Below are 17,907 nucleotides of genomic sequence, written 5' to 3'. Positions count from 1 at the left end.
AACGCCCAGGTTGGTTCCCTAGCGTTGGTCACGATCAGTTACCCACTATCCCCTGGAGTCCTCCATGCCTGAGCCGTGCCGCATTCCTGTCAACGGCATCGAGTTGAACGTGGCCCTGGCCGGATCGGGGCCGGACGTCCTGCTGCTGCACGGCTTCCCCCACACCTGGGAGTTGTGGAGCCACGTCATGGCGGACCTGTCCGACCGGTACCGAGTCATCGCCCCGGACCTGCGCGGGTTCGGTGCGAGCACCCGGGCTCAGACGGGATACGACGCGATGACCCTGGCTGAGGACGCCGCGACCCTGCTGGAGGCGTTGGGTGTGTGCTCGGCGGCCGTGGTGGGGATCGACGCGGGCACCCCGCCTGCCTTCCTCCTCGCGATGCGCCGTCCCGGGCTGGTACGGCGGCTCGTCGTCATGGAGGCCCTCGTCGGCCGCCTGCCCGGCGCCGAGGACTTCCTCGCCGACGGCGCTCCGTGGTGGTTCGGCTTCCACGCCGTTCCGGGCTTCGCGGAAACCGTGGTGGAAGGCAATGAGGCCGCCTACATCGATTGGTTCCTCAATGCCGGCACCCTTGGCTCCGGCTTGCCTGCGCAGGCGCGGGATGCGTTCGTCGCCGCCTACACCGGACGTGAAGCCCTGCGCTGCGCGTTCGCGTACCACCGGGCTCTACCCGAATCCGCCGCACAGATCGAGCAGGCTGTCGCCGCCACACGGCTGACGATGCCCACGATGGCCATCGGCTCGCACCCCGTCGGCACGGCGTTGGAACGCCAGCTCCGTCCGATCGCTGACGACCTCACCGGTCATCTCCTTGAAGACTGCGGCCACATCATCCCGCTGCACCGCCCCGACGCCCTTCTCGACCTTCTTCGCCCCTTCCTGGCCGGTCACCAGACGGGGCAGGCGTGTGTGCGCGGGTGACCGGAGCATGACCCTCGTGAAGGCCGGCCAGGGCCTGGTGCTTGAGCCGACCACGGTCAAGCGACTGAGGAACCCCCGATAGAGACGACTTCGTTCCTGGGCGCAACGGCTCACCGTCGGCGCGTTCATGCTCGCTCCCGCGGCGGACGATGACCGGGCGTATACCCACCTCGCACGGCTCGCGGCGCACAACGCCAACGGACAGCTTGTCATTCAAAGGCGCAAGCGGCTCATTTTGTCAGGAGTCCATGGGAACCCGGGGAGGGTTAGTCTGGATTCGTAAAAACCTGTCTGCTGCACGGGGGGACCAACGTGACCACCGAAAACACCATGCCAGAGGTATCTGAAGACGTCGGCGCGGTCGCCAACTCGGTTTTCACGAACATCGCCAACAAATGGGCTCTCCTGATCATTGAAACACTGGGTACCGAGACGCTGCGGTTCGGCCAGATCAAGGCGCGGATCAACGGTGTCAGTCACAAGATGCTCGCCCAGACTCTGCGCAATCTGGAGCGGGACGGCATCGTGGATCGCACGCCGTATGCCACCGTGCCCCCTCGAGTGGACTATGGCCTGACCGAAGCCGGGCGAGAACTACAGCAGACCGTTCACGGCATCTGTCACTGGACCCGGAGCCACCTGGACCACATCGAGGCCGCCCGACAGCGCTTCGACTCAGCAGGCGGGTAGAAGCTGGACGTCCCTTTCGGCTACTCAGCCGGGGCGTCGTCCCGCGCCCTTCGTCCTCGGTCGACGACGTGGTGCGCCGCACGGTTACCTGCAGGTTCCCCTCTCACTAAGAGGTCATCTCATTTGGGGTGCTCGATAGGCTCCAGATGTGGGGATCGTTGAGCGGCTTGTGCCGGATGAGCTGTGGGAGTTGTTCCAGCGAGTGGTTCCGGAGGCGCCGAGTCGGCCTCAGGGTGGTGGCCGGCGCCGGCACGGCGACCGGGAGGTGTTGGCTGCGATCGTGTTCGTGGCCACGTCGGGCTGCACGTGGCAGCAACTGCCGTCCGCCTCGTTCGGGCTTTCAGGGCCCACGGCTCACCGGCGCTTCGCCGAGTGGTCGAAGGCCCGGGTGTGGGCGAAGCTCCATCGCCTGGTCCTCGACGAACTCGGCTCTCGCGGTGAACTGGACTGGTCTCGCTGCGCGATCGACTCGGTGAACATGCGAGCCCTGAAAAAGGGGACCTGACAGGTCCGAATCCGGTGGATCGCGGCAAGTACGGTTCAAAGATCCACTTGATCACCGAGCGTACCGGGCTGCCCCTGTCCGTCGGGATATCCGGTGCCAACCTGCACGACAGCCAGGCCCTCGAACCGCTCGTGCGAGGCATCCCACCCATTCGCTCCCGGCGCGGACCGCGCCGACGACGGCCCGCCAAACTCCACGGCGACAAAGGCTACGACTACAACCACCTGCGCCGATGGTTACGCAGCCGCGGCATCCGACATCGCATCGCCCGCAAAGGCATCGAGCCCTCCACACGGCTGGGCCGCCACCGCTGGACGATCGAACGCACCATGGCCTGGCTCGCCGGATGCCGCCGCCTCCACCGCCGCTACGAACGCAAAGCCGAACACTTCCTGGCCTTCACCAGCATCGCCTGCACCCTCATCTGCTACCGCAGACTCACCAAATGAGATGACTTCTAAAAAGTGCGTTCTTGCTGGTCATTCACGGCTTTCATACGGTGTGCAAGTAACCGTCGGAAAGCATGGGAGTTCGGAATGGCCATCCTCAAGACTTATGCGCGCCTGTGGAGCGAGGACCTGGACAAGGCGCTGCCTCCGCTCGTCGAGCTGGTCGGCGCGGACCCCCATCTGCGGTTCGAATTCGAAGATGTGGAAGTGGGTGCCATCGGCGACTTCCTGGTGATCGCGGGCACCGCGGACGCGGCCGCCCGGCTTCCCAGGGGGACCACGACCGTCATAGTCAGCGACCTCGACCAAGTCCAGACTGTGCTCACCTCGCACGGCGCCGAGGTCACCTTCGGCCCCGCACAGGGGCCCACGGGCTCCTACCTGTTCGCCCGGCACGCGGACGGCTCCGAAGTCGAGTACGTCCAGTGGAAGCCCGAACTCGAGGCTCAGATCATCATGTGAGACCTCGTGACGTGACACCGCATCACCGGTGCCCCCGTAAGCGGGGGCATTCGCCGGCTCAGCGAGGCCCATTCGGCGGCCGCCTGTACCGTCGTGAAGTGTCTGATGGCTGCTGGACCTTGGTCGCGCGGAGCGAAGGACTCACACGCGGACAGGCAGGCGGGCAGGCCGTGTGATCACCGTCCGTCGGCCGCGGGAGAACTCGCCACTGTCAACGGGGTGTCGTGGTGTCCGCAGAGGGGTCGGCACCGTTCGACGCTCGTACGGAAGTGGACGGTCGGCAAGGGCTTCGGCGGCGATACCGCGCAGCAGGATCAGTGCGTCGGCGCTGGGAGTGCCGGGTTCGGCGGAGTAGACGAACAGCTGCTGGCCGCGAGCGCTGGTGACCGTGAACGCCTCGTAGTGCAGGCGCATCTCACCGACCTGCGGGTGGAACAGGCGTTTGTCCTCGCTGGTGCGGAGCCGGACCTCGTACCTGGCCCACAGAGTCGCGAACGCCGGGCTGTGCATGGCCAGTTGGCCCACGATCTCCGTGACGCGCGGGTCGTTCGGGAAGAGCGCGGACAGCGCGCGCAGGTTTCCCACGACGCCGTACGCGGCATGGTCCCAGTCCTGGTAGAACCGCCGCGCGGCGGGAGTCCAGGAAGACCATACGCAGCAGGTTGTCCAGGCGGGCGAAGCCGGAGTAGAGCTGCCGGCCGGCAGGGTTGGCAGCCAGGATGTCGAGCGCGGGATTGACCACACAGGCCGGCAGATCCAGGAAGTGGTCCAACAGCCGCATCAGCTCCGGGCTGACCGTCTGTGCCGGGGCGGAGACGGCGGTCCGCGGTGTCGGCTGGGCCAACCGGAACAGATACGCGCCGACGTCGCCGTCGAGGCGGAGCGCGCGGGCGACGGCATCCAGGACCTGCTCGGAGTACGCACCACGGTAGCGGCGCGCCACGTGCTGACCTGGGTGTGCTGCACCCTGCCCGGGAGGGGGTGCGGCACACCCTTCTCCGCCCGGCTCGGCCTTCGTAGCGTCAGTCTCCTCACGAGGCGTCGGCCTCGAAACGACGCAGGGAAGGAAGGACATGAACCGGACAGCGGGCGTGCCCGAGTCGGCCCCGCCGCGCGAGGTGAGCGGTGCCGTGACCCTCGCGCTGGCGGTGGCGTGCGGGCTGACCGTGGCCAACCTCTACGACGCGCAACCCCTGCTCGGTCTGATCGCCGCCTCCTTCAGGGTCGGTCAGGGGGCGGCCACCGTCGTCGTGACGCTGACCCAGGCCGGATACGCCGTCGGGCTGTTGTTCCTGCTGCCGCTCGGTGATCTCGTCGAGAACCGTGCACTGGCGACACGGACCCTGCTGGCGACGGCGTCGGCCCTGCTGCTGACCGCGGTCTCCCCGGTCTTCGGGATGTTCCTCGCCGTCTCGGTGCTGGTCGGGATCACCTCGTGGCGGCCATGCCGAACTGGTTCAACCAGTAGGCCACGGGCCCGGCGATGCCCGCTCCCGCGACGAGAACGGTCTTGGGGGCGTGGATCATGGCGCTTCTCTGTCCGGGGGTCGGTGCTGTGCGGGCCGTGGGCTGCTGCGGGAGGTGTGCCGTGGAGACTCTCGCAGCAGTCGTCGGGCCGGGTGGGGGGCTCAGGGGTGCGCGGGTTCCGCTTCCGTGCGGGACGGGTGTGCATCGGCGGTGGACTTGACGGGGGTGGAGGGGATGAGGAAAGAGGCCAGGAGTCCGAGGGCGACGAACCCTGCCGCGATGTAGCCGCCAAGTACGACGCCGTCGGTCATCGCGGAGCGAGCGGCCTCGGCCACGGAGGCAGTCTGCGGATGGGCGGCCAGGGGGCTGATGGCGGCGCCCGCGCTGTCCGCGACGGCGCTGGTGAGCTTGTCGGACTGTGCTGTGGACAGGCCGGCATCGGTGAGGCGGTCGTGCAGCTTGGTGCTGAGCGTGGTGAAGAACGCCGTGGTCAGGGCGGCGATGCCCAGGGCGGAGCCCAGCTGGCGGACAGCGCTTTGGACGCCGGATGCCTGGCCGGAGCTGTGTTCGGGGATGTCGTTGAGGACGACGTTGGTGACCTGGGCCGTGGCGAAGCCGACGCCGATGCCGTACAGGAAGAGCACCAGCGAGACGGACCACCAAGAGCTGTCCGGCGAGGCGGTCAGGCCGATCCCGGCCAGTCCCACGACCTCCAGGGCCAGGCCAAGGCGCACCATGTTGAGCGGGGAGACCTTGGCGGCCATGCCGAAGCTGGCACCGCTGGCGACGAAGCTGCCGAGGGCGACGGGTACGAGGGCGAGACCGGCCTGCAGGGCGCTGTAGCCGAGCGTGAACTGCAGCCACAACGGGAGCACCGCGACGATGCCGAACTCTCCGATGCCGATGATCAGGGTGGCGATGTTGCCGCTGCGGAACGAGGAGATGGAGAACAGGCTCACGTCCATCAGGACTCGGGAGGTGTCACCGCTCCGGCTGAGGGACAGCTGGCGTCGGATGAACGCGGCCATGGCGAGGGCCGACAGCATCAGGGCCACCAGGACCGGCGACGGTCCGCTGTCCCATGTGAAGCCGAACAGCTCCAGAGGGTGAACGGAGGTGACCCAGCCGTAGGCGCGGCCCTCGACGAGGCCGAAGGCGAGCAGGCCGAGGCTGATGACGGACAGCAGCCCACCGGGCACGTCGATGCGCCCGCGGGTGCGGGGCGAAGGTGTGATGCACAGCAGCACGCCGGCCACGACGAGCCCCGAGAGGGGCACGTTGATGCCGAAGGCCCAGCGCCAGGAGACATGCTCGGCGAGCCAGCCGCCGAGCACCGGACCGAGTGCCGCGGCGGCGCCGATGGTCGAGCCCCAGACTGCGAACGCCTGTTCGCGCGCCTTGCCGGTGAAGGTCGCTTTCAGCAGGGACAGCGAGGTCGGCAGGAGCATGGCCGCACCCGCGCCCTGCAGGAATCGGGCCAGGATGAGCAGGCCGCTGCTGGGTGCCAGTCCGGCGAGCACGCTGGTCGCCCCGAAGACCACGGCTCCGGCGATGAAGATCCGGCGGGCACCGAAGATGTCCGCGAGGCGGCCGGTCAGCAGCAGCAGAGCAGCGAAGACGATGGCATAGGACTCCTGGATCCACTGCGCTTGGGCCGAGGTGGCGTCCAGATCTTCGACGAGCGAGGGGACGATCACGTTGACGATCGTGGTGTCCACCACGATCAGTGACACCCCGAGTGCAATGGCGATCAGGCCGAGCCAGCGGCTGGTGGAGGACGGATGACGCATCCCAGTTCCTTCCATGGTGGAATAGTTCGACCATAGAATTATGCTGGTCGCGGTAGATTGTCAAAGCGAGCCAGCGGCTCGTATGGCAGAGCGGACAGGAAGGCGGCAGTACGTGGTGGGGAAACCAGCGTCCGGCAGCGTCGTGGTGCAACGGGAACGGCTGGTGGAAGGACTCAGGGTCTTCGCCGGCCAGTACAAGGAATTCAGCCACCGCTTCGCTGCTTGGCTCGGCCTGCACTCCACCGATGCCCTCGCCCTGCTGGAGATCCTCGCCGCCGAGGAGCGCGGCACCCCACTGTCCCCCGCACGCCTCAGCGGCCGGATCTCTCTGTCCCCGGGGGCCACCACCGCACTCCTGAACCGGCTCGAAGAGGCCGGGCACATCGTCCGCAGCCGCGAGAGCACCGACCGCCGCGTCGTCACGCTGCGCGGCGGCACTCACATTCAGGAACGCGCCGACGTCTTCTTCGGCCCCCTCGCTGAGCGCTTGGACGCGCTGCTGGAGCAGTACCCATCGGAGCTACTGGACCAGTTCGACGAGTTGCTGTCGAGCCTGCGCGACGCCATTGACGCCCAGCTCGTCCAGCGGAATCCGGACGCCTGACCGCAGGGGGTACGGGGCCTTGAGGGCCGGCGCAACCTGGCGCGTCGGGCGTCCATGCCCCCCTTCTCGCAAACGGTCCTTTCCCGGAACCCGGTCACCGACAGGCCGGAGAAGCCCTCCAGGGCCCGGATCGGTTCTCACAACCCGTTCTCACTCAAGAGCGGTCCGCACCCCGTTCTGGGAACTGCATTGTGAGAACATCCGGGGTCATGACGGACCCTCACGACCCCGCCCCGGCCGACGCCGACGACGTCGAGCGCCACCCCTGCCCGCGGTGCGCGGCCGAACCCGGATCGCCCTGCCGCTCGCGCGGCGGCGCGGTCGCCGGGACGTACCACACCGGCCGGTTCACCAAGGTGCCCCGGCTCGCGAAGCTCCTGCGGGTCCAGATCCCCGCCGACCGCGGGCCCGGCCAGCCCTGGCGGCCCGGCACCCCACCGCCCGCCCCCGTCGACCCGGACACCCCAGGCGCGGACATCCACATCGGCTACGCCCGCTGCTCCACCCTCGGCCAGGAACTCGACTCCCAGCTCGACGCCCTGGCCAAGCACGGCATCCCGCGCGAGAAGGTGTTCAGCGAGAAGATCAGCACCCGCATCCGGGTCCGCCCCCAGTTCGAGGCCGCCCTCGCCGCCGCCCGCGAGATCAAGGCCCACGCCCCGCACTGCCGGGTCATCCTCACCGTGTACGAGATGAAGCGCCTCGGCCGCGACGCCGCCGAACTCACCGCGCTCGCCGACCACCTCACCGCCCACGGCCTGGTCCTGGAAATGCTCGCCGGACCCCTGCCCGGCATGTACGACCCCAGCGGGCCCGGCCGGCTGCTGTTCGCGTTCTTCGCCGCGATGGCAGAGACCGAGCGCGAGAACATCCGGGAGTCCACCCTTGAGGGGCTCGACACCGCGGCCCGCAAGGGCAAACACGGCGGCCGGCCACCCGTCATCACCGACGACATGCTCCACACCGTCCTCCGGCGCCGCACGGCCGGCGAGTCCGTCGAGCAGATCCAGCCCGACCTCATCATCCCCACCGGCAAACGCAAGGGACACAGCCCCTCGGTCGCCAGCATCTACCGCGCCCTGGCCGAACACGAGAAGGCCCAGGCGTACCCCGAAGCCGTCGAGGCCGCACAGGCCGACTTCGCCGCGCTGCGCCAGCGGTCGACAGCTACGCCCACCAGCGCCTAGCGGAGTCGCTACTCACCGGTCCGATCCTCCCCAAGGGCCAGTCTCCGGCGGGCCGACGGCCGCTCTCGCCGGCCCACGCCGCTCAGATCTTCAGCGGCTCGTTCCGCTGCCTCGTCCCACGACAACAGCCTCGGTCCCCGCTGGCGCCGAACTTTCCGCCAGCGCTCAAGGAACCGGGCCACCACACCAGAATTCTGCTCATCACCCATTGAGCAAGATCACCCCATGGCCCCTTTTGGGCTCACCTCGGCGATACCCCGTATTCAGCAGGTGGGCTCAGTCGTCGAGTTCGTGCCGGATTCGGCGGGAGGGGCGGTGCCGACGGCGTTGCGCTGCACGCTGCCCTGCGGCGTGGCCTCGGCCTTGGACAGGGCCTTGCAGGCATCCCCGGCCTTGGCGCTCCGCCTGTGTGTCGGCTCCGTAGGTAAGTGCGACAGCATCCGCAGCGGTTTGCCGCGCTGTGCCGGGTCTTCTCCGAAGGAAGCAGCGAGTGCTCTTCCGAACAGGGTGATGACGCGCGTTGACTCGTCACTGTCCCGGCCGGGGGAACCTGCGGGCACACCGACGGCCCGACCGGTCGGCCGAGGGTGTGCGGCTTTGCCGCCCGCAGCTCACGGGTCTATGACACAAGAACAGGAGCCCACAAACATGTCCAACCGCGCACGTGGCAAGCATCGCGCACCCAGCCAGAGCCGGAGCCGGCGTCTGGCAGCCCGGGGGACCGCCGTGACGGCTCTGGCCGCCGGCCTGGCCGGCTACGGCCTCACCACCGCGTCGACGGCATCGGCTGCCGACAACACGACGTCTGCCTCCGCGAAGGACTGCGTCAAGGCCGGTGCGGCAGCTCGCTTCAGCTTCAAGCCGATCTGCCCGGCGACACCTCCCAGCGCCACGGAGGAGGCAGTCAACCGAGGTTTCAACGCTTTCATGTCCTTCGGTGTCTCCGAGCTGTTCAGGGCCGCCCACACCACCAACGACGGCCGAGGGCAAGAGGGGTGCACCAGCGCCGGCAATGCTCGCTTCAGCACCAAGCCGCTGTGCAAGCCCAGGGAGCTGACAGGTACGGAGAAGGCTCTGAGGGACTTGGCCGTCGGAGCGCTGCTGCCGTCCCCGGCCAAGTTCGCGCCGTCCGCGATACAGGACCTCAACACCCTCCGGGCCGCCGGCGCGGGTGTTGCCCAGGGTGCAAAGAAGGCCGACTCGATGCTCCACAACGGCTCGGGGACGACCGTAGGCGGGCAGAATTCCGACGACAAGTCGCCTCAGGCGTCAGGCGGTGCGTCCTCCCAGGGTGCGAATAATGGGCCCCTGATGTCCCCTACGGATTGGGATGCGCTCCGGGCCTCCAACGGAGTGCCCTGGGACGACCTGCCCTCCCAGGGGTCCGACGACAAGTCGCAGCAGGCATCGGGCGGTGGGCCCTGCTTTGGATCACCGCTTGAGGACGTGAACCAAATCCGAGCCTGGTACAGGCTGCCCCCGATCGACAACTGCTCCGATGGCTCGGCCAACGTGTCGTCCCAGACATCGGACAACAAGTCCCGCCCGAAGCGGGACGCGTCGGATGACGCTTCTGATCTGACCCCGGGACAGACCCCGGACCCGTCTCAGTCGGGTGACGGGCCCTCCGAGGGGGCGGCTGAGGTTCCTGGGTCGCCGGAGCTGTCCTCGGAGGAGACGATCGACGGCGGGTCTTTCTCTCAGTCGGGAGACGGGACATTCGGTCAGTCAGCGGAGGTGTCCTTCCCGGGCTCGGACGACGGTTCCTCGGCGGGGTCGGATGACAGCTCCTTCGGTCAGTCGGACGAGGAGTCCCTCGGTCAGTCGGACGACGGTTCCTTCCCGGTAGCGGACGTCAGTTCCTTCGCGAGGTAGGACGACGGCCACGCCGTGTCCTGAGCGCGTATCACCACATGGGCGAGTGCCCGGCCCGGTGAAGCCGACGGGCCGGGCACCTCACCAGGACAGGTCGGAGTGCCCGGCATGAACTACAGCCGGAGATCCTGAGGGTCGGTGATGGGAGATGGACCGGTGGATCCTGGAACTGCGGGCTCAGAGCGGCATCCGCCGGGACAAGGCCGAAGTGGTGCGTGAACTGCTGCGCGTGGCCCGCACGCCCGACAGCATCCTGCGCGACGCCCTGACTGCCCGCGCCCGAAGGACCGGCGACTGAACAACCCGCGGCCGCGCGACGCACAACGGCACGGACGGCCGCAGGGGTGCCGGGCACGGCAGATCCGGCCGACGGTCTCGGTGCCGCCACTGCGACGGGTCGTCCCGGAGAGATTCCGGAGCACGCTGTGCGTGCGGGCGTCCAGCGCGGCGAGGTGCCCACACTGCCGCACACCACGACCGAGCCGTCCAACGGCGACACGCTCACCGCCGTACCCACAACCCCTGGGTCCGCCGATCTTACGAATGACCGGCTAGGCCCACGCTTGGAAGGCAGGACAAGCTCAGAAGCAGTCCGCGGGCATGTCGAGGGTGGTGCGATCGAGGCTTTCCAGCAGCGCGAACTGCGCCTCCGTCCTGGGCAGTTCGTACCGGAAGAAGTATTGCCCCGCCCGCCGCTTGCCCTCGTAGAAGGCGCCGCCGCGTCCGCCGGCGGCCAGCATCTGCTCCAGCCACATCCAGGCAACCACGACGTGGCCCACGGACTCCAGATAGACCGAGGCGTTGGCGAGGGCGGTCTCGGCGTCCCCGGCCTCCCACAGGCGCCGCGTCACGGCGGCGACGCGGGCGACGGAGGCGTCCAGCTGCCGTCCGAAGCCGGCGACCTGGCCCTCCGCGGCCACCGCGCGGGCGGTAGTCATGGAGACGGTCTCGATGAGCAGGCGGAGCCCCGCGCCGCCGTCCATGACGACCTTTCGGCCCAGCAGGTCGAGGCCGTGGACGCCGTGCGTCCCCTCGTGGATGGGGTTGAGGCGGTTGTCCCGGTAGAACTGCTCGACGTTGTACTCGCGGGTGTAGCCGTAGCCGCCGTGGACCTGGATGGCAAGGTTGTTGGCCTCCAGGCACCACTGGGAGGGCCAGCTCTTGGCGATCGGGGTGAGCATGTCCAGCAGCAGCCCGGCACTGGCCCGCTCGTCGGCCGTCGGGGCGGTGCGCTCGTCGTCCAGCAGCCGCCCGCAGTACAGGATGAGAGCCAGCGCGCCTTCGACGTACGACTTCTGGGCGAGGAGCATGCGCCGGACATCGGGATGCCCGACGATCGGGATCTGGGGGATGGTGGCGTCCCTGGCCATGAGCGGGCGCCCCTGGGGCCGGGTGCGCGCGTAGTCCAGGGCGTGCAGGTAGCCGGTGTAACCGAGCGCTGTGGCACCGAGTCCGACACCGATGCGGGCCTCGTTCATCATGTGGAACATGTAGGAAAGCCCGTGGTGGGGCTCCCCGACCAGGAAGCCGACGGCACCGGGGGTCCCGCCGGGCCGGAAGGCGCCCTCACCGAAGTTCAGCAGCGTGTTGGTCGTCCCTCGATACCCCATCTTGTGATTGAGGCCGGCCAGGGCGACGTCGTTGCGCTCGCCGAGCGTCCCGTCGGCCTCCACCAGGACCTTGGGGACGATGAAGAGCGAGAGTCCCTTCACCCCGGGCGGGCCGCCGGGGATCCTGGCCAGGACCAGGTGGACGATGTTCTCCGTCAGCTCGTGGTCGCCACCCGAGATCCACATCTTGTTACCGAACAGGCGGTAGGTGCCGTCGTCGGCCTGTTCCGCGCGGGTGCGCACATCAGCCAGAGAGGAGCCGGCCTGCGGCTCCGACAGGCACATGGTCCCGGAGAAGCGGCCCTCGACCATCGGGCGGACATAGGTGTCGATCTGGCCGGGGGTGCCGTGGGCCAGCAGCAGGTTTGCGTTGCCGATGGTGAGGAAAGGGTAGGCGGCCGTTCCCACGTTGGCTGCCTGGAACCAGGCGAAGCAGGCGTTGGCCACCACGCTGGGCAACTGCATGCCGCCCACCTCGTGGTCCATGCCCCCGCCGATCAGCCCGGCGCCGGCGAAGACCTTCAGGGCCTCTTCGACTTCGGGGATGATGTGCACCCGCTCGCCGTCGAAGCGCGGCTCCTGGGCGTCGTTCTTCTTGTTGTGCGGGGCGAAGTGCCGGGCGGCGATCGTCTCGCTGAGGTCCAGTACCGCGTCGAAGGTTTCGCGCGAGTGGTCCGCGAAGCGAGGGCGCGCGGTCAGGGATTCGACGTCGAGCCACTCGTGCAGCAGGAAGTCGAGGTCTCGGCGGGAGAGCAGGAGGGAGGCCATGGTTGTCTTCTTCTCAGGTTCGGGTTGCTTGTGCGAGGGGGAGTGGAGCTGTCGCCGGCCGGTCAGACCGTGGTGCCGAGCCCGCCGTCGACGGGGATGACGGCGCCGGTGACGTAGGCGCCAGCACGGCTGGCCAGATAGACGGCGACGCCGGCCATGTCGTCCGGCCGCCCGATCCGGCGCAGCGGAGCCGCCTGCGCGATCGCCTCGCCCATGGCGTCCAGGGTCGCGGCCATCATCTTCGACTCGAAGGGGCCGGGCGCGATGGCGTTCACCGTGATGCCCTGTGGCCCGAGCTCCTTGGCCAGCACGCGGGTCAGGTGGTGCAGGCCCGCCTTGCTGGCCGCGTACGAGTAGGCCGAGGCGGGGCTGACGTGCAGGCCGTCGATGGATCCGACGTTGATGATCCGCGCAGGGTCCTCCGTCGACCCGCCGGCGCGCAGCTTCGGCAGGAGGGCTTGGGTGAGCAGGAAGGGGCTGCGCAGGTTGAGGTCCATCACCTTGTCCCAGCCGCTGACCGGGAACTCGTCCAGGGGCGCACCCCAGGTGGCGCCGGCGTTGTTCACCAGGATGTGCAGCCGCTCCTCCCGCTCGCCGATGTCTGCGGCGAGTCGGTGGCACTCCTCCTCGCGCGACAGGTCGGCGGGCAGCGCGACCGCCTGGCCGGGACCGGAAAGCCCGCGCACGGCCTCCTCGCAGGCTTCCGCCTTGCGGGAGCTGACGTAGACCTTGGCTCCCGCTTCGATCAGGCCCCGGGCGATCATCAGGCCGATGCCGCGGGAACCGCCGGTCACGAGGGCGGTTTTGCCGGTGAGGGAGAACAGTGAGGTCACGGTGGACTCCTGAGGGGGAGGGGCGGCACGGGCAGGCTGCTCCCGCCCCAGGGTAGATACTAAGCAGTCGCTTAGCCGCTGTCCAAGCCTTGCGTCCATGGAACCCCGTCCGTGCCTCCGCGCCTCGACGGTGGGGGAGTGGACCGGCGGCGGATCCCTCAGGGGCGTCGGCCTCACCGACGCCCGAGGCGACCGGCCGGCCGATGCGCCGAGCGAGGGTGAGGGTGGCGTCGGCACCCCACGCGAAGCCGACGGGTGCCGACGCCGTTCACCAACCGGGGCCGCCCACAGTGGCCCCGGGCTGCCGGTGCACCGTATCCCGCCCGCCCCTGGCAACGGAGAGGCGGACGTCGGCACCGTAATCGCTGGCGGCAGCATGGGCCGGGTCATCTCTGACCTCGACCCCCGCAAGATCAAAGACCTGGCCACCCTCGCCTTCGTCGAGGCCAAGGCCAACGCGGCCCTGCTGGGACCGCCCGGGGCCGGCAAGACCCACATCGCCGTCGCGCTCTCGGTCGCCGCCTGCCGGGTAGGGGTTTCTCCGTCTACTTCACCACGCTCGATGACATGGTCCGCCTGCTCAAGGCCGCCGAGGCAGCCGGACGTCTCAACAGCAAGCTCCGCACCTACCTGCGCCCCGGTGTTCTCGTCGTCGACGAGGTCGGCTACCAGCCGCTGGAACGGGCCGAGGCGAACCTGGTGTTCCAGGTGATCTCGAAGCGCTACGAGAAGGGCTCGATCATCCTCACGTCGAACAAGACCTTCAGCAAAGCGCACATGTTCCGGCGAACCTGTGCCAGGTACCGCCGAGATTCAACAAGTTCAGCCCGGATGCTCGGGGCGGAGAAGCCGGTGAACCTCCGAGGCGAGAGCCGCCATCTGCTCACCGGCCTCAAGCCACGTGGTGATCGAGGCTTCCCAGCTGTTCGTCGGTCCCCGCCAAGGACGGAGCGTCCAGGTCAACGCGACATGGCCGCCCGACCTGAAGGCTGCCGTGACCGTGAGGTCGCGGTCGTTGGTCTGCCAGACGCGCTCGCCGTCCCAGCCGCGGAAGTCCGCGGCCAGTTGAGCAAGGAACGGCGCGAGGTCGGCATCCCAGATCCAGGCGGTCACCCCGTCGACGCGGGCCTTCAGCCCCAGTGCGTCGGCCTCGACCGTGTAGTGCAAGCAGTCGGGGTCATCGCGTACGGGGTCGGACAGTCGCACGCACACAGCCCGGTTGATGCTGCAGCGGATACTCACCGTCTGTGGCTCGTCGGGGGCGGCATCTTGGGAGTTCACGCGCCGAACGGTAGCTGTCCTCCCTGTTCGCCGTCACCGCGATTCCTGCGGTGGCAGTCGGCCCGGGTCCACGCGGTCGGCGAGATAGATCAGGGTGGCCTGCGGGTCCATGCCGAAGGCTGCGGCGACGAGTTTGGCGTCCATGGCGTTCACCAGGTCGATGAGGCGGGTGCTGCGGATCATCCGGGATGGGAATCCGCAGTCGTCATGGACGTGGAGGGTCTCATGGGGGTGGACATGCTCGTCGGTGGTCCAGCGCCGGAACAGGTCGCGCTGCTGGTCGAGGGTGAGGGTTCTGACGTGGAAGCCGTTCGCCTCCTTGGCGATCAGGCCGCGGGTCGGGTCGACCAGCACCAGCTTCTGGGCCCGCGCGAAGCGGAAGAACTGCCGCAGCACGGTCAGTCGCCGCTTGCGAGCCCTGGGCAGGACGGCCAGGAAGGATTCGATGTCGTGCACGTCGACGAGGGACCAGTCGGTCTTGCCCCGCGCGTTGATCAGGAAGACGGCCAGGTCCCGCATGGTGGCCAGGGCGGTTTCCAGGGTGTGGTTGCTGCGGGGGCGGGTGCCGGCTCGGCGGGCCCGGTCCTGGGCTCGCATCTGGGAGGTGTCGAATGCGGCGACTGCCGGTCGCAGGGGTTCGGAACGGCTTCAACTCGGCAACGGCGTCGGCAAGTTGCGAGTCGTTCGTCCTGGTCGGTTGGCAGAGCCTGACCGCGGAGGGTGAAGAAGTCCTCGAGTGCACGGGCGAAGGAGCCCATTGACCGTCCGGGCCTGCGGGATCGCTCCAGCAGGGCCTGAGGTGAGTTGGAGTGCTCGTCCTTGAGGAGCCGTCCCAGGTCGGTGATGAAGCCGCAGGCTCTGGCGACGCAGTGGCGGGCGGCGATCTGGGCGACGAAGTCGGCGAGTCACACGGGTGGTTCGGTGAGTCGTTCCTGGAGGTATTCACCACGGATGAAAGGGCGACCGGCGTGTTTTTGCCAGCAGGCGGAACACAGTCCCAGCCCGGCATGTCGCCGCAGCTGCCCGCACTCGCGGCAGATCCTCGGCGGGTTCTTCCCCCGCCGGGGTCGTGAGCAATGACCGCACCAGCCGGTCGTCTCGCGCAGATAACCGGGCTTTTGGCAGCGTGGACATGTCCGCTGTCCGGCCAGCCGGCCTGCCCGGCGCTGGCAGTCCCAGCACAGCTGGTTCTGTGGTGAGCGGACCAGATGACCGCACTCCGTACACACGCGTGAGCAGGTGATGCACCGGCCGGTGTCGTCCTGCAGCACGCGGTCGAGACCGCAGGAAGAGCAAGGGGCCTTGGAGGCCTGCTCCTTCATGTGGCGCCAGCACAGGCAGCAGTGCTGGCGGTCGAGATATCCGACCTGTCCGCCGCAGGTGACGCATTCCCGTTGCTTCTTGCCTATCGTGGCCTGCCGTCACAGGGGCGGCATCGAACGGCCCCGGGCGGAGGCAGCCTGCGGGAGATCGGCGACCGGGCGAGGGGGTGCGATCGGCCGTTCGACGGGGGTGGTGTCGACCTCGATCAGGTCGTTGGGGGTGCATTCCAGCGCGGTGCACAACGCGGCCAGCGTGGTCATCTTCACCTGCGAGGGCTCCTTGGTGAACAACGCGGACACCGAGGCCGAGGACAGCTGAAGACCTGCCTTCTCGGCCAGCAGCCGTCGCAGCTCGGTCCCGGTCCACACCTCGCGCTGGCCCGCGGCCATCCGCAGCCGCCATTGGATCTTCATGCCGTGGTGTCCTTCCCACTCAGCTCGGCCAGAGTGCTGGCGACCGCCCGTTGATAGGCGTCCTCGATGAAGGTCGCGGAGGGGCGGACATAGCGCATGGTCGAGCTGACGGTCCAGTGACCGAGCAACTGTTGGATCGCCACGAGGTCGCCGCCGCGTTCGTAGTTTTGGGTCGCGCAGGCTCGTCGCAGGGCATGGGGGCTGAACCGGTCGGCCGTCGGGCGGCCTTCGAGTTCCATCAGATAGCGCAGGCGGTTGCGGATGGTGCCGCGGTGGCGGCTGCCGCCGGACTCGTCGGCGAACAGCACGGGCGAGTCGGGGAATTTGGGTCGCACGTCCTCCAGGAACCACCGCAGCACAAGATCGAGGCCGTCGAGCATGGGCACCCACCTCGGCCGCGGTCCGGAGGTATGGGCTCCCTCGCCGAACCGGACATGCAGCTTGCCGAATGGCCCACGGGAGAGGTGCAGGCCCGGCTTGTCCAGCAGGGACGCTTCCTCGGAGCGGAGTCCGGCGTGATACAGCGTCCGGAACATCGCATGGTCTCGGGCCGCGGGTCCGTACTTCCGCGCGGTCGCGATCCGCTGCTTCATGAAGTCGAAGAACTCGCCCACCTGCTCTGGCGTCGGAGGCGGCAGCACGGCCGGCGAGTCGTCGCCGACATGCCGGGAGGCGTTGAACTCGTCGATCGGGCAGACCAGGCGGACGCTGAACGCGGCCTCGATCTCGGCCGCCTTGCGGGCCTGCAAGAACCGGTGGAAGCACTTGAAGATCTGCACATACTCGCGCCGGGTCGACGTCTTGCGGCCCTGGATCGTAAGGTCGCCGATCACGCGATCGATGTCCTGGGGCGTCTCCCACGCGGGCCGCCCCAGAGCGGTGAGGGTCCGCTCCAGCAGGCCGATGTCGTTGTCGATGGTCACCGGGCTGAACCCGCGAGCCCTCCAGGACACGACGAACGCGTCCACACACGCTGCATGGAACCGCCACGGATCCGTCGTCAGCGGCTCCTGCGGGACGGCCCCGCCCGCGATGACCTGGAGTCTCACCTCGGCCACCGGCACACCTTCCTCGCACCTGAACGGTCAAGGCAGCACCTGGAGAACCGGGGTGCCACCGCGAGATTCAGCGAGGACCGCCAGACCGGGATACGGCCAGGTGGCAGCAGCAACTCTTGTGAGGGAACAAGTGCCAGCCCCAGATGAATGGGGACAGGTTTTCGGCGACGAAGTTCTCGCCACGGCCATTCTCGATCGGCTCCTGCACCACTGCGACGTCGTCTCCATCAACGGTCCCAGCTACCGGCTGAAGAACCGGCTCGCCGCCATCGAGCGCGAGCCCGCAGCCTAGGCTGCGAGCCGGGCTGGGGACTCATCGAATGATGCGGAGGCCTGGCAGCGGAGAGGTCTCCTCACCTTCTGCGGTGAGGACTTCTCGCGCCAGCTGCCGGGCACGTCCCCACCCTGGGTCGGTGGACAATGCCTCCCTTGTCCACCGACCCACGTCCGTGTCCTGGGTCATCTCGCTGAAGACTTCATCGATCATCCGCAGCGAGGGCAGCACACCACGTCTGAGCTGACCGTCCTCGACCAGTCGCTCAGCGAGGCGGAAGGCGTCATCGAAGCTCAAGGCGATCTCGTCCGGCGGCACGTCGTACTTGCCCAGCCAAGTCACCTGAGCCGAGGCATCTGCCGCGACCACGACCACCGCCTCGATCAGCATGCG

The 17,907-nt window shown here is 68.4% G+C and carries 18 protein-coding genes and 3 pseudogenes; 10 read left to right on the top strand and 11 right to left on the bottom strand.

Going from position 1 to position 17,907, the window contains the following annotated elements:
* The first annotated feature begins 64 nt into the window (after positions 1 to 64).
* The 4 genes from AVL59_RS24040 to AVL59_RS24020 all read left to right on the top strand — a co-directional run bounded on the left by AVL59_RS24040 (position 65) and on the right by AVL59_RS24020 (position 3,031).
* Positions 65 to 925 carry an alpha/beta fold hydrolase gene (locus AVL59_RS24040; protein ID WP_067307939.1) on the top strand — a complete coding sequence of 287 codons (861 nt, stop codon included), beginning with the start codon at positions 65 to 67 and terminating at the stop codon, positions 923 to 925.
* Positions 926 to 1,255: 330 nt separating this feature from the next.
* On the top strand, positions 1,256 to 1,615 hold the full coding sequence (locus AVL59_RS24035) for a winged helix-turn-helix transcriptional regulator (protein ID WP_067317686.1): 360 nt from the start codon (positions 1,256 to 1,258) through the stop codon (positions 1,613 to 1,615).
* A gap of 154 nt (positions 1,616 to 1,769) precedes the next feature.
* Positions 1,770 to 2,569 (top strand): IS5 family transposase gene (locus AVL59_RS49130; protein WP_237281881.1). Its coding sequence is split into 2 segments (ribosomal slippage): positions 1,770 to 2,105 and positions 2,108 to 2,569, totalling 798 coding nucleotides; the frame shifts between segments, so codons are not numbered across the junction.
* 87 nt (positions 2,570 to 2,656) lie between these two features.
* A complete protein-coding gene (locus tag AVL59_RS24020; protein ID WP_067307936.1) occupies positions 2,657 to 3,031 on the top strand; it encodes a VOC family protein in 375 nt (124 codons plus the stop codon).
* A 141-nt stretch (positions 3,032 to 3,172) separates the two neighbouring features.
* Here the strand turns inward: AVL59_RS24020 and AVL59_RS49125 are convergent, their stop codons facing one another.
* The 4 genes and pseudogenes from AVL59_RS49125 to AVL59_RS24005 all read right to left on the bottom strand — a co-directional run bounded on the left by AVL59_RS49125 (position 3,173) and on the right by AVL59_RS24005 (position 6,288).
* The gene (locus tag AVL59_RS49125; protein WP_067307934.1) at positions 3,173 to 3,616 is read right to left on the bottom strand and encodes an MmyB family transcriptional regulator; all 444 of its coding nucleotides are present in this window, start codon (positions 3,614 to 3,616) and stop codon (positions 3,173 to 3,175) included.
* A gap of 115 nt (positions 3,617 to 3,731) precedes the next feature.
* Positions 3,732 to 3,812 (bottom strand): annotated as a pseudogene (locus tag AVL59_RS55465) (MmyB family transcriptional regulator); the annotation flags it as partial.
* Positions 3,813 to 4,259: 447 nt separating this feature from the next.
* A complete protein-coding gene (locus tag AVL59_RS52475; protein WP_067307931.1) occupies positions 4,260 to 4,463 on the bottom strand; it encodes a hypothetical protein in 204 nt (67 codons plus the stop codon).
* Positions 4,464 to 4,659: 196 nt separating this feature from the next.
* The gene (locus tag AVL59_RS24005; RefSeq protein WP_067307928.1) at positions 4,660 to 6,288 is read right to left on the bottom strand and encodes a DHA2 family efflux MFS transporter permease subunit; all 1,629 of its coding nucleotides are present in this window, start codon (positions 6,286 to 6,288) and stop codon (positions 4,660 to 4,662) included.
* Positions 6,289 to 6,403: 115 nt separating this feature from the next.
* Here AVL59_RS24005 and AVL59_RS24000 point away from each other — a divergent pair, with 115 nt between their 5' ends.
* From AVL59_RS24000 to AVL59_RS52470, 4 genes are all read left to right on the top strand, one after another.
* Positions 6,404 to 6,892 (top strand): MarR family winged helix-turn-helix transcriptional regulator, encoded by a 489-nt coding sequence (locus AVL59_RS24000; RefSeq protein ID WP_237281915.1) that lies wholly within the window; start codon positions 6,404 to 6,406, stop codon positions 6,890 to 6,892.
* 209 nt (positions 6,893 to 7,101) lie between these two features.
* Positions 7,102 to 8,079 carry a recombinase family protein gene (locus AVL59_RS23995; protein ID WP_067307922.1) on the top strand — a complete coding sequence of 326 codons (978 nt, stop codon included), beginning with the start codon at positions 7,102 to 7,104 and terminating at the stop codon, positions 8,077 to 8,079.
* Between the two features lie 927 nt (positions 8,080 to 9,006).
* Positions 9,007 to 9,954, top strand: a complete 948-nt coding sequence (locus AVL59_RS23990; RefSeq protein WP_067307920.1) for a hypothetical protein — start codon at positions 9,007 to 9,009, stop codon at positions 9,952 to 9,954.
* A gap of 148 nt (positions 9,955 to 10,102) precedes the next feature.
* Positions 10,103 to 10,252, top strand: coding sequence for a hypothetical protein (locus AVL59_RS52470; RefSeq protein WP_159400041.1), 150 nt, complete (start codon positions 10,103 to 10,105; stop codon positions 10,250 to 10,252).
* Positions 10,253 to 10,535: 283 nt separating this feature from the next.
* Here the strand turns inward: AVL59_RS52470 and AVL59_RS23985 are convergent, their stop codons facing one another.
* Both AVL59_RS23985 and AVL59_RS23980 read right to left on the bottom strand, forming a co-directional pair.
* The gene (locus AVL59_RS23985) at positions 10,536 to 12,332 is read right to left on the bottom strand and encodes an acyl-CoA dehydrogenase (protein ID WP_067307917.1); all 1,797 of its coding nucleotides are present in this window, start codon (positions 12,330 to 12,332) and stop codon (positions 10,536 to 10,538) included.
* 62 nt (positions 12,333 to 12,394) lie between these two features.
* Positions 12,395 to 13,165, bottom strand: a complete 771-nt coding sequence (locus AVL59_RS23980; RefSeq protein WP_208870439.1) for an SDR family oxidoreductase — start codon at positions 13,163 to 13,165, stop codon at positions 12,395 to 12,397.
* 394 nt (positions 13,166 to 13,559) lie between these two features.
* On the opposite strand from AVL59_RS23980, the pseudogene AVL59_RS56130 reads away from it, so the two are divergent.
* Positions 13,560 to 13,936, top strand: a pseudogene (locus tag AVL59_RS56130) (ATP-binding protein); the annotation flags it as partial.
* A gap of 51 nt (positions 13,937 to 13,987) precedes the next feature.
* Here AVL59_RS56130 and AVL59_RS23975 read toward each other — a convergent pair.
* The 4 genes from AVL59_RS23975 to AVL59_RS23960 all read right to left on the bottom strand — a co-directional run bounded on the left by AVL59_RS23975 (position 13,988) and on the right by AVL59_RS23960 (position 17,240).
* Positions 13,988 to 14,446 carry a DUF6228 family protein gene (locus AVL59_RS23975; RefSeq protein ID WP_067307914.1) on the bottom strand — a complete coding sequence of 153 codons (459 nt, stop codon included), beginning with the start codon at positions 14,444 to 14,446 and terminating at the stop codon, positions 13,988 to 13,990.
* Between the two features lie 33 nt (positions 14,447 to 14,479).
* Positions 14,480 to 15,043, bottom strand: a complete 564-nt coding sequence (locus AVL59_RS53675) for a site-specific integrase (protein WP_208870438.1) — start codon at positions 15,041 to 15,043, stop codon at positions 14,480 to 14,482.
* 824 nt (positions 15,044 to 15,867) lie between these two features.
* Positions 15,868 to 16,182, bottom strand: coding sequence for a helix-turn-helix domain-containing protein (locus AVL59_RS23965; RefSeq protein ID WP_067307911.1), 315 nt, complete (start codon positions 16,180 to 16,182; stop codon positions 15,868 to 15,870).
* Positions 16,179 to 17,240, bottom strand: coding sequence for a tyrosine-type recombinase/integrase (locus AVL59_RS23960; RefSeq protein WP_067317680.1), 1,062 nt, complete (start codon positions 17,238 to 17,240; stop codon positions 16,179 to 16,181). The genes AVL59_RS23965 and AVL59_RS23960 overlap by 4 nt, the downstream gene beginning before the upstream one ends.
* Positions 17,241 to 17,385: 145 nt before the next feature.
* Here AVL59_RS23960 and AVL59_RS50790 point away from each other — a divergent pair.
* A pseudogene (locus AVL59_RS50790) lies at positions 17,386 to 17,532 on the top strand (ATP-binding protein); the annotation flags it as partial.
* 21 nt (positions 17,533 to 17,553) lie between these two features.
* On the opposite strand, the gene AVL59_RS23955 reads toward AVL59_RS50790, so the two are convergent.
* The gene (locus tag AVL59_RS23955; RefSeq protein ID WP_237281644.1) at positions 17,554 to 17,904 is read right to left on the bottom strand and encodes a hypothetical protein; all 351 of its coding nucleotides are present in this window, start codon (positions 17,902 to 17,904) and stop codon (positions 17,554 to 17,556) included.
* Between the last annotated feature and the right edge of the window lie 3 nt (positions 17,905 to 17,907).

Source organism: Streptomyces griseochromogenes (genome assembly GCF_001542625.1).
Classification (GTDB): Bacteria; Actinomycetota; Actinomycetes; order Streptomycetales; family Streptomycetaceae; genus Streptomyces; species Streptomyces griseochromogenes.
Note: the sequence above shows the minus strand (reverse complement) of the source record. Positions and strands in the feature narration are given on the sequence as shown.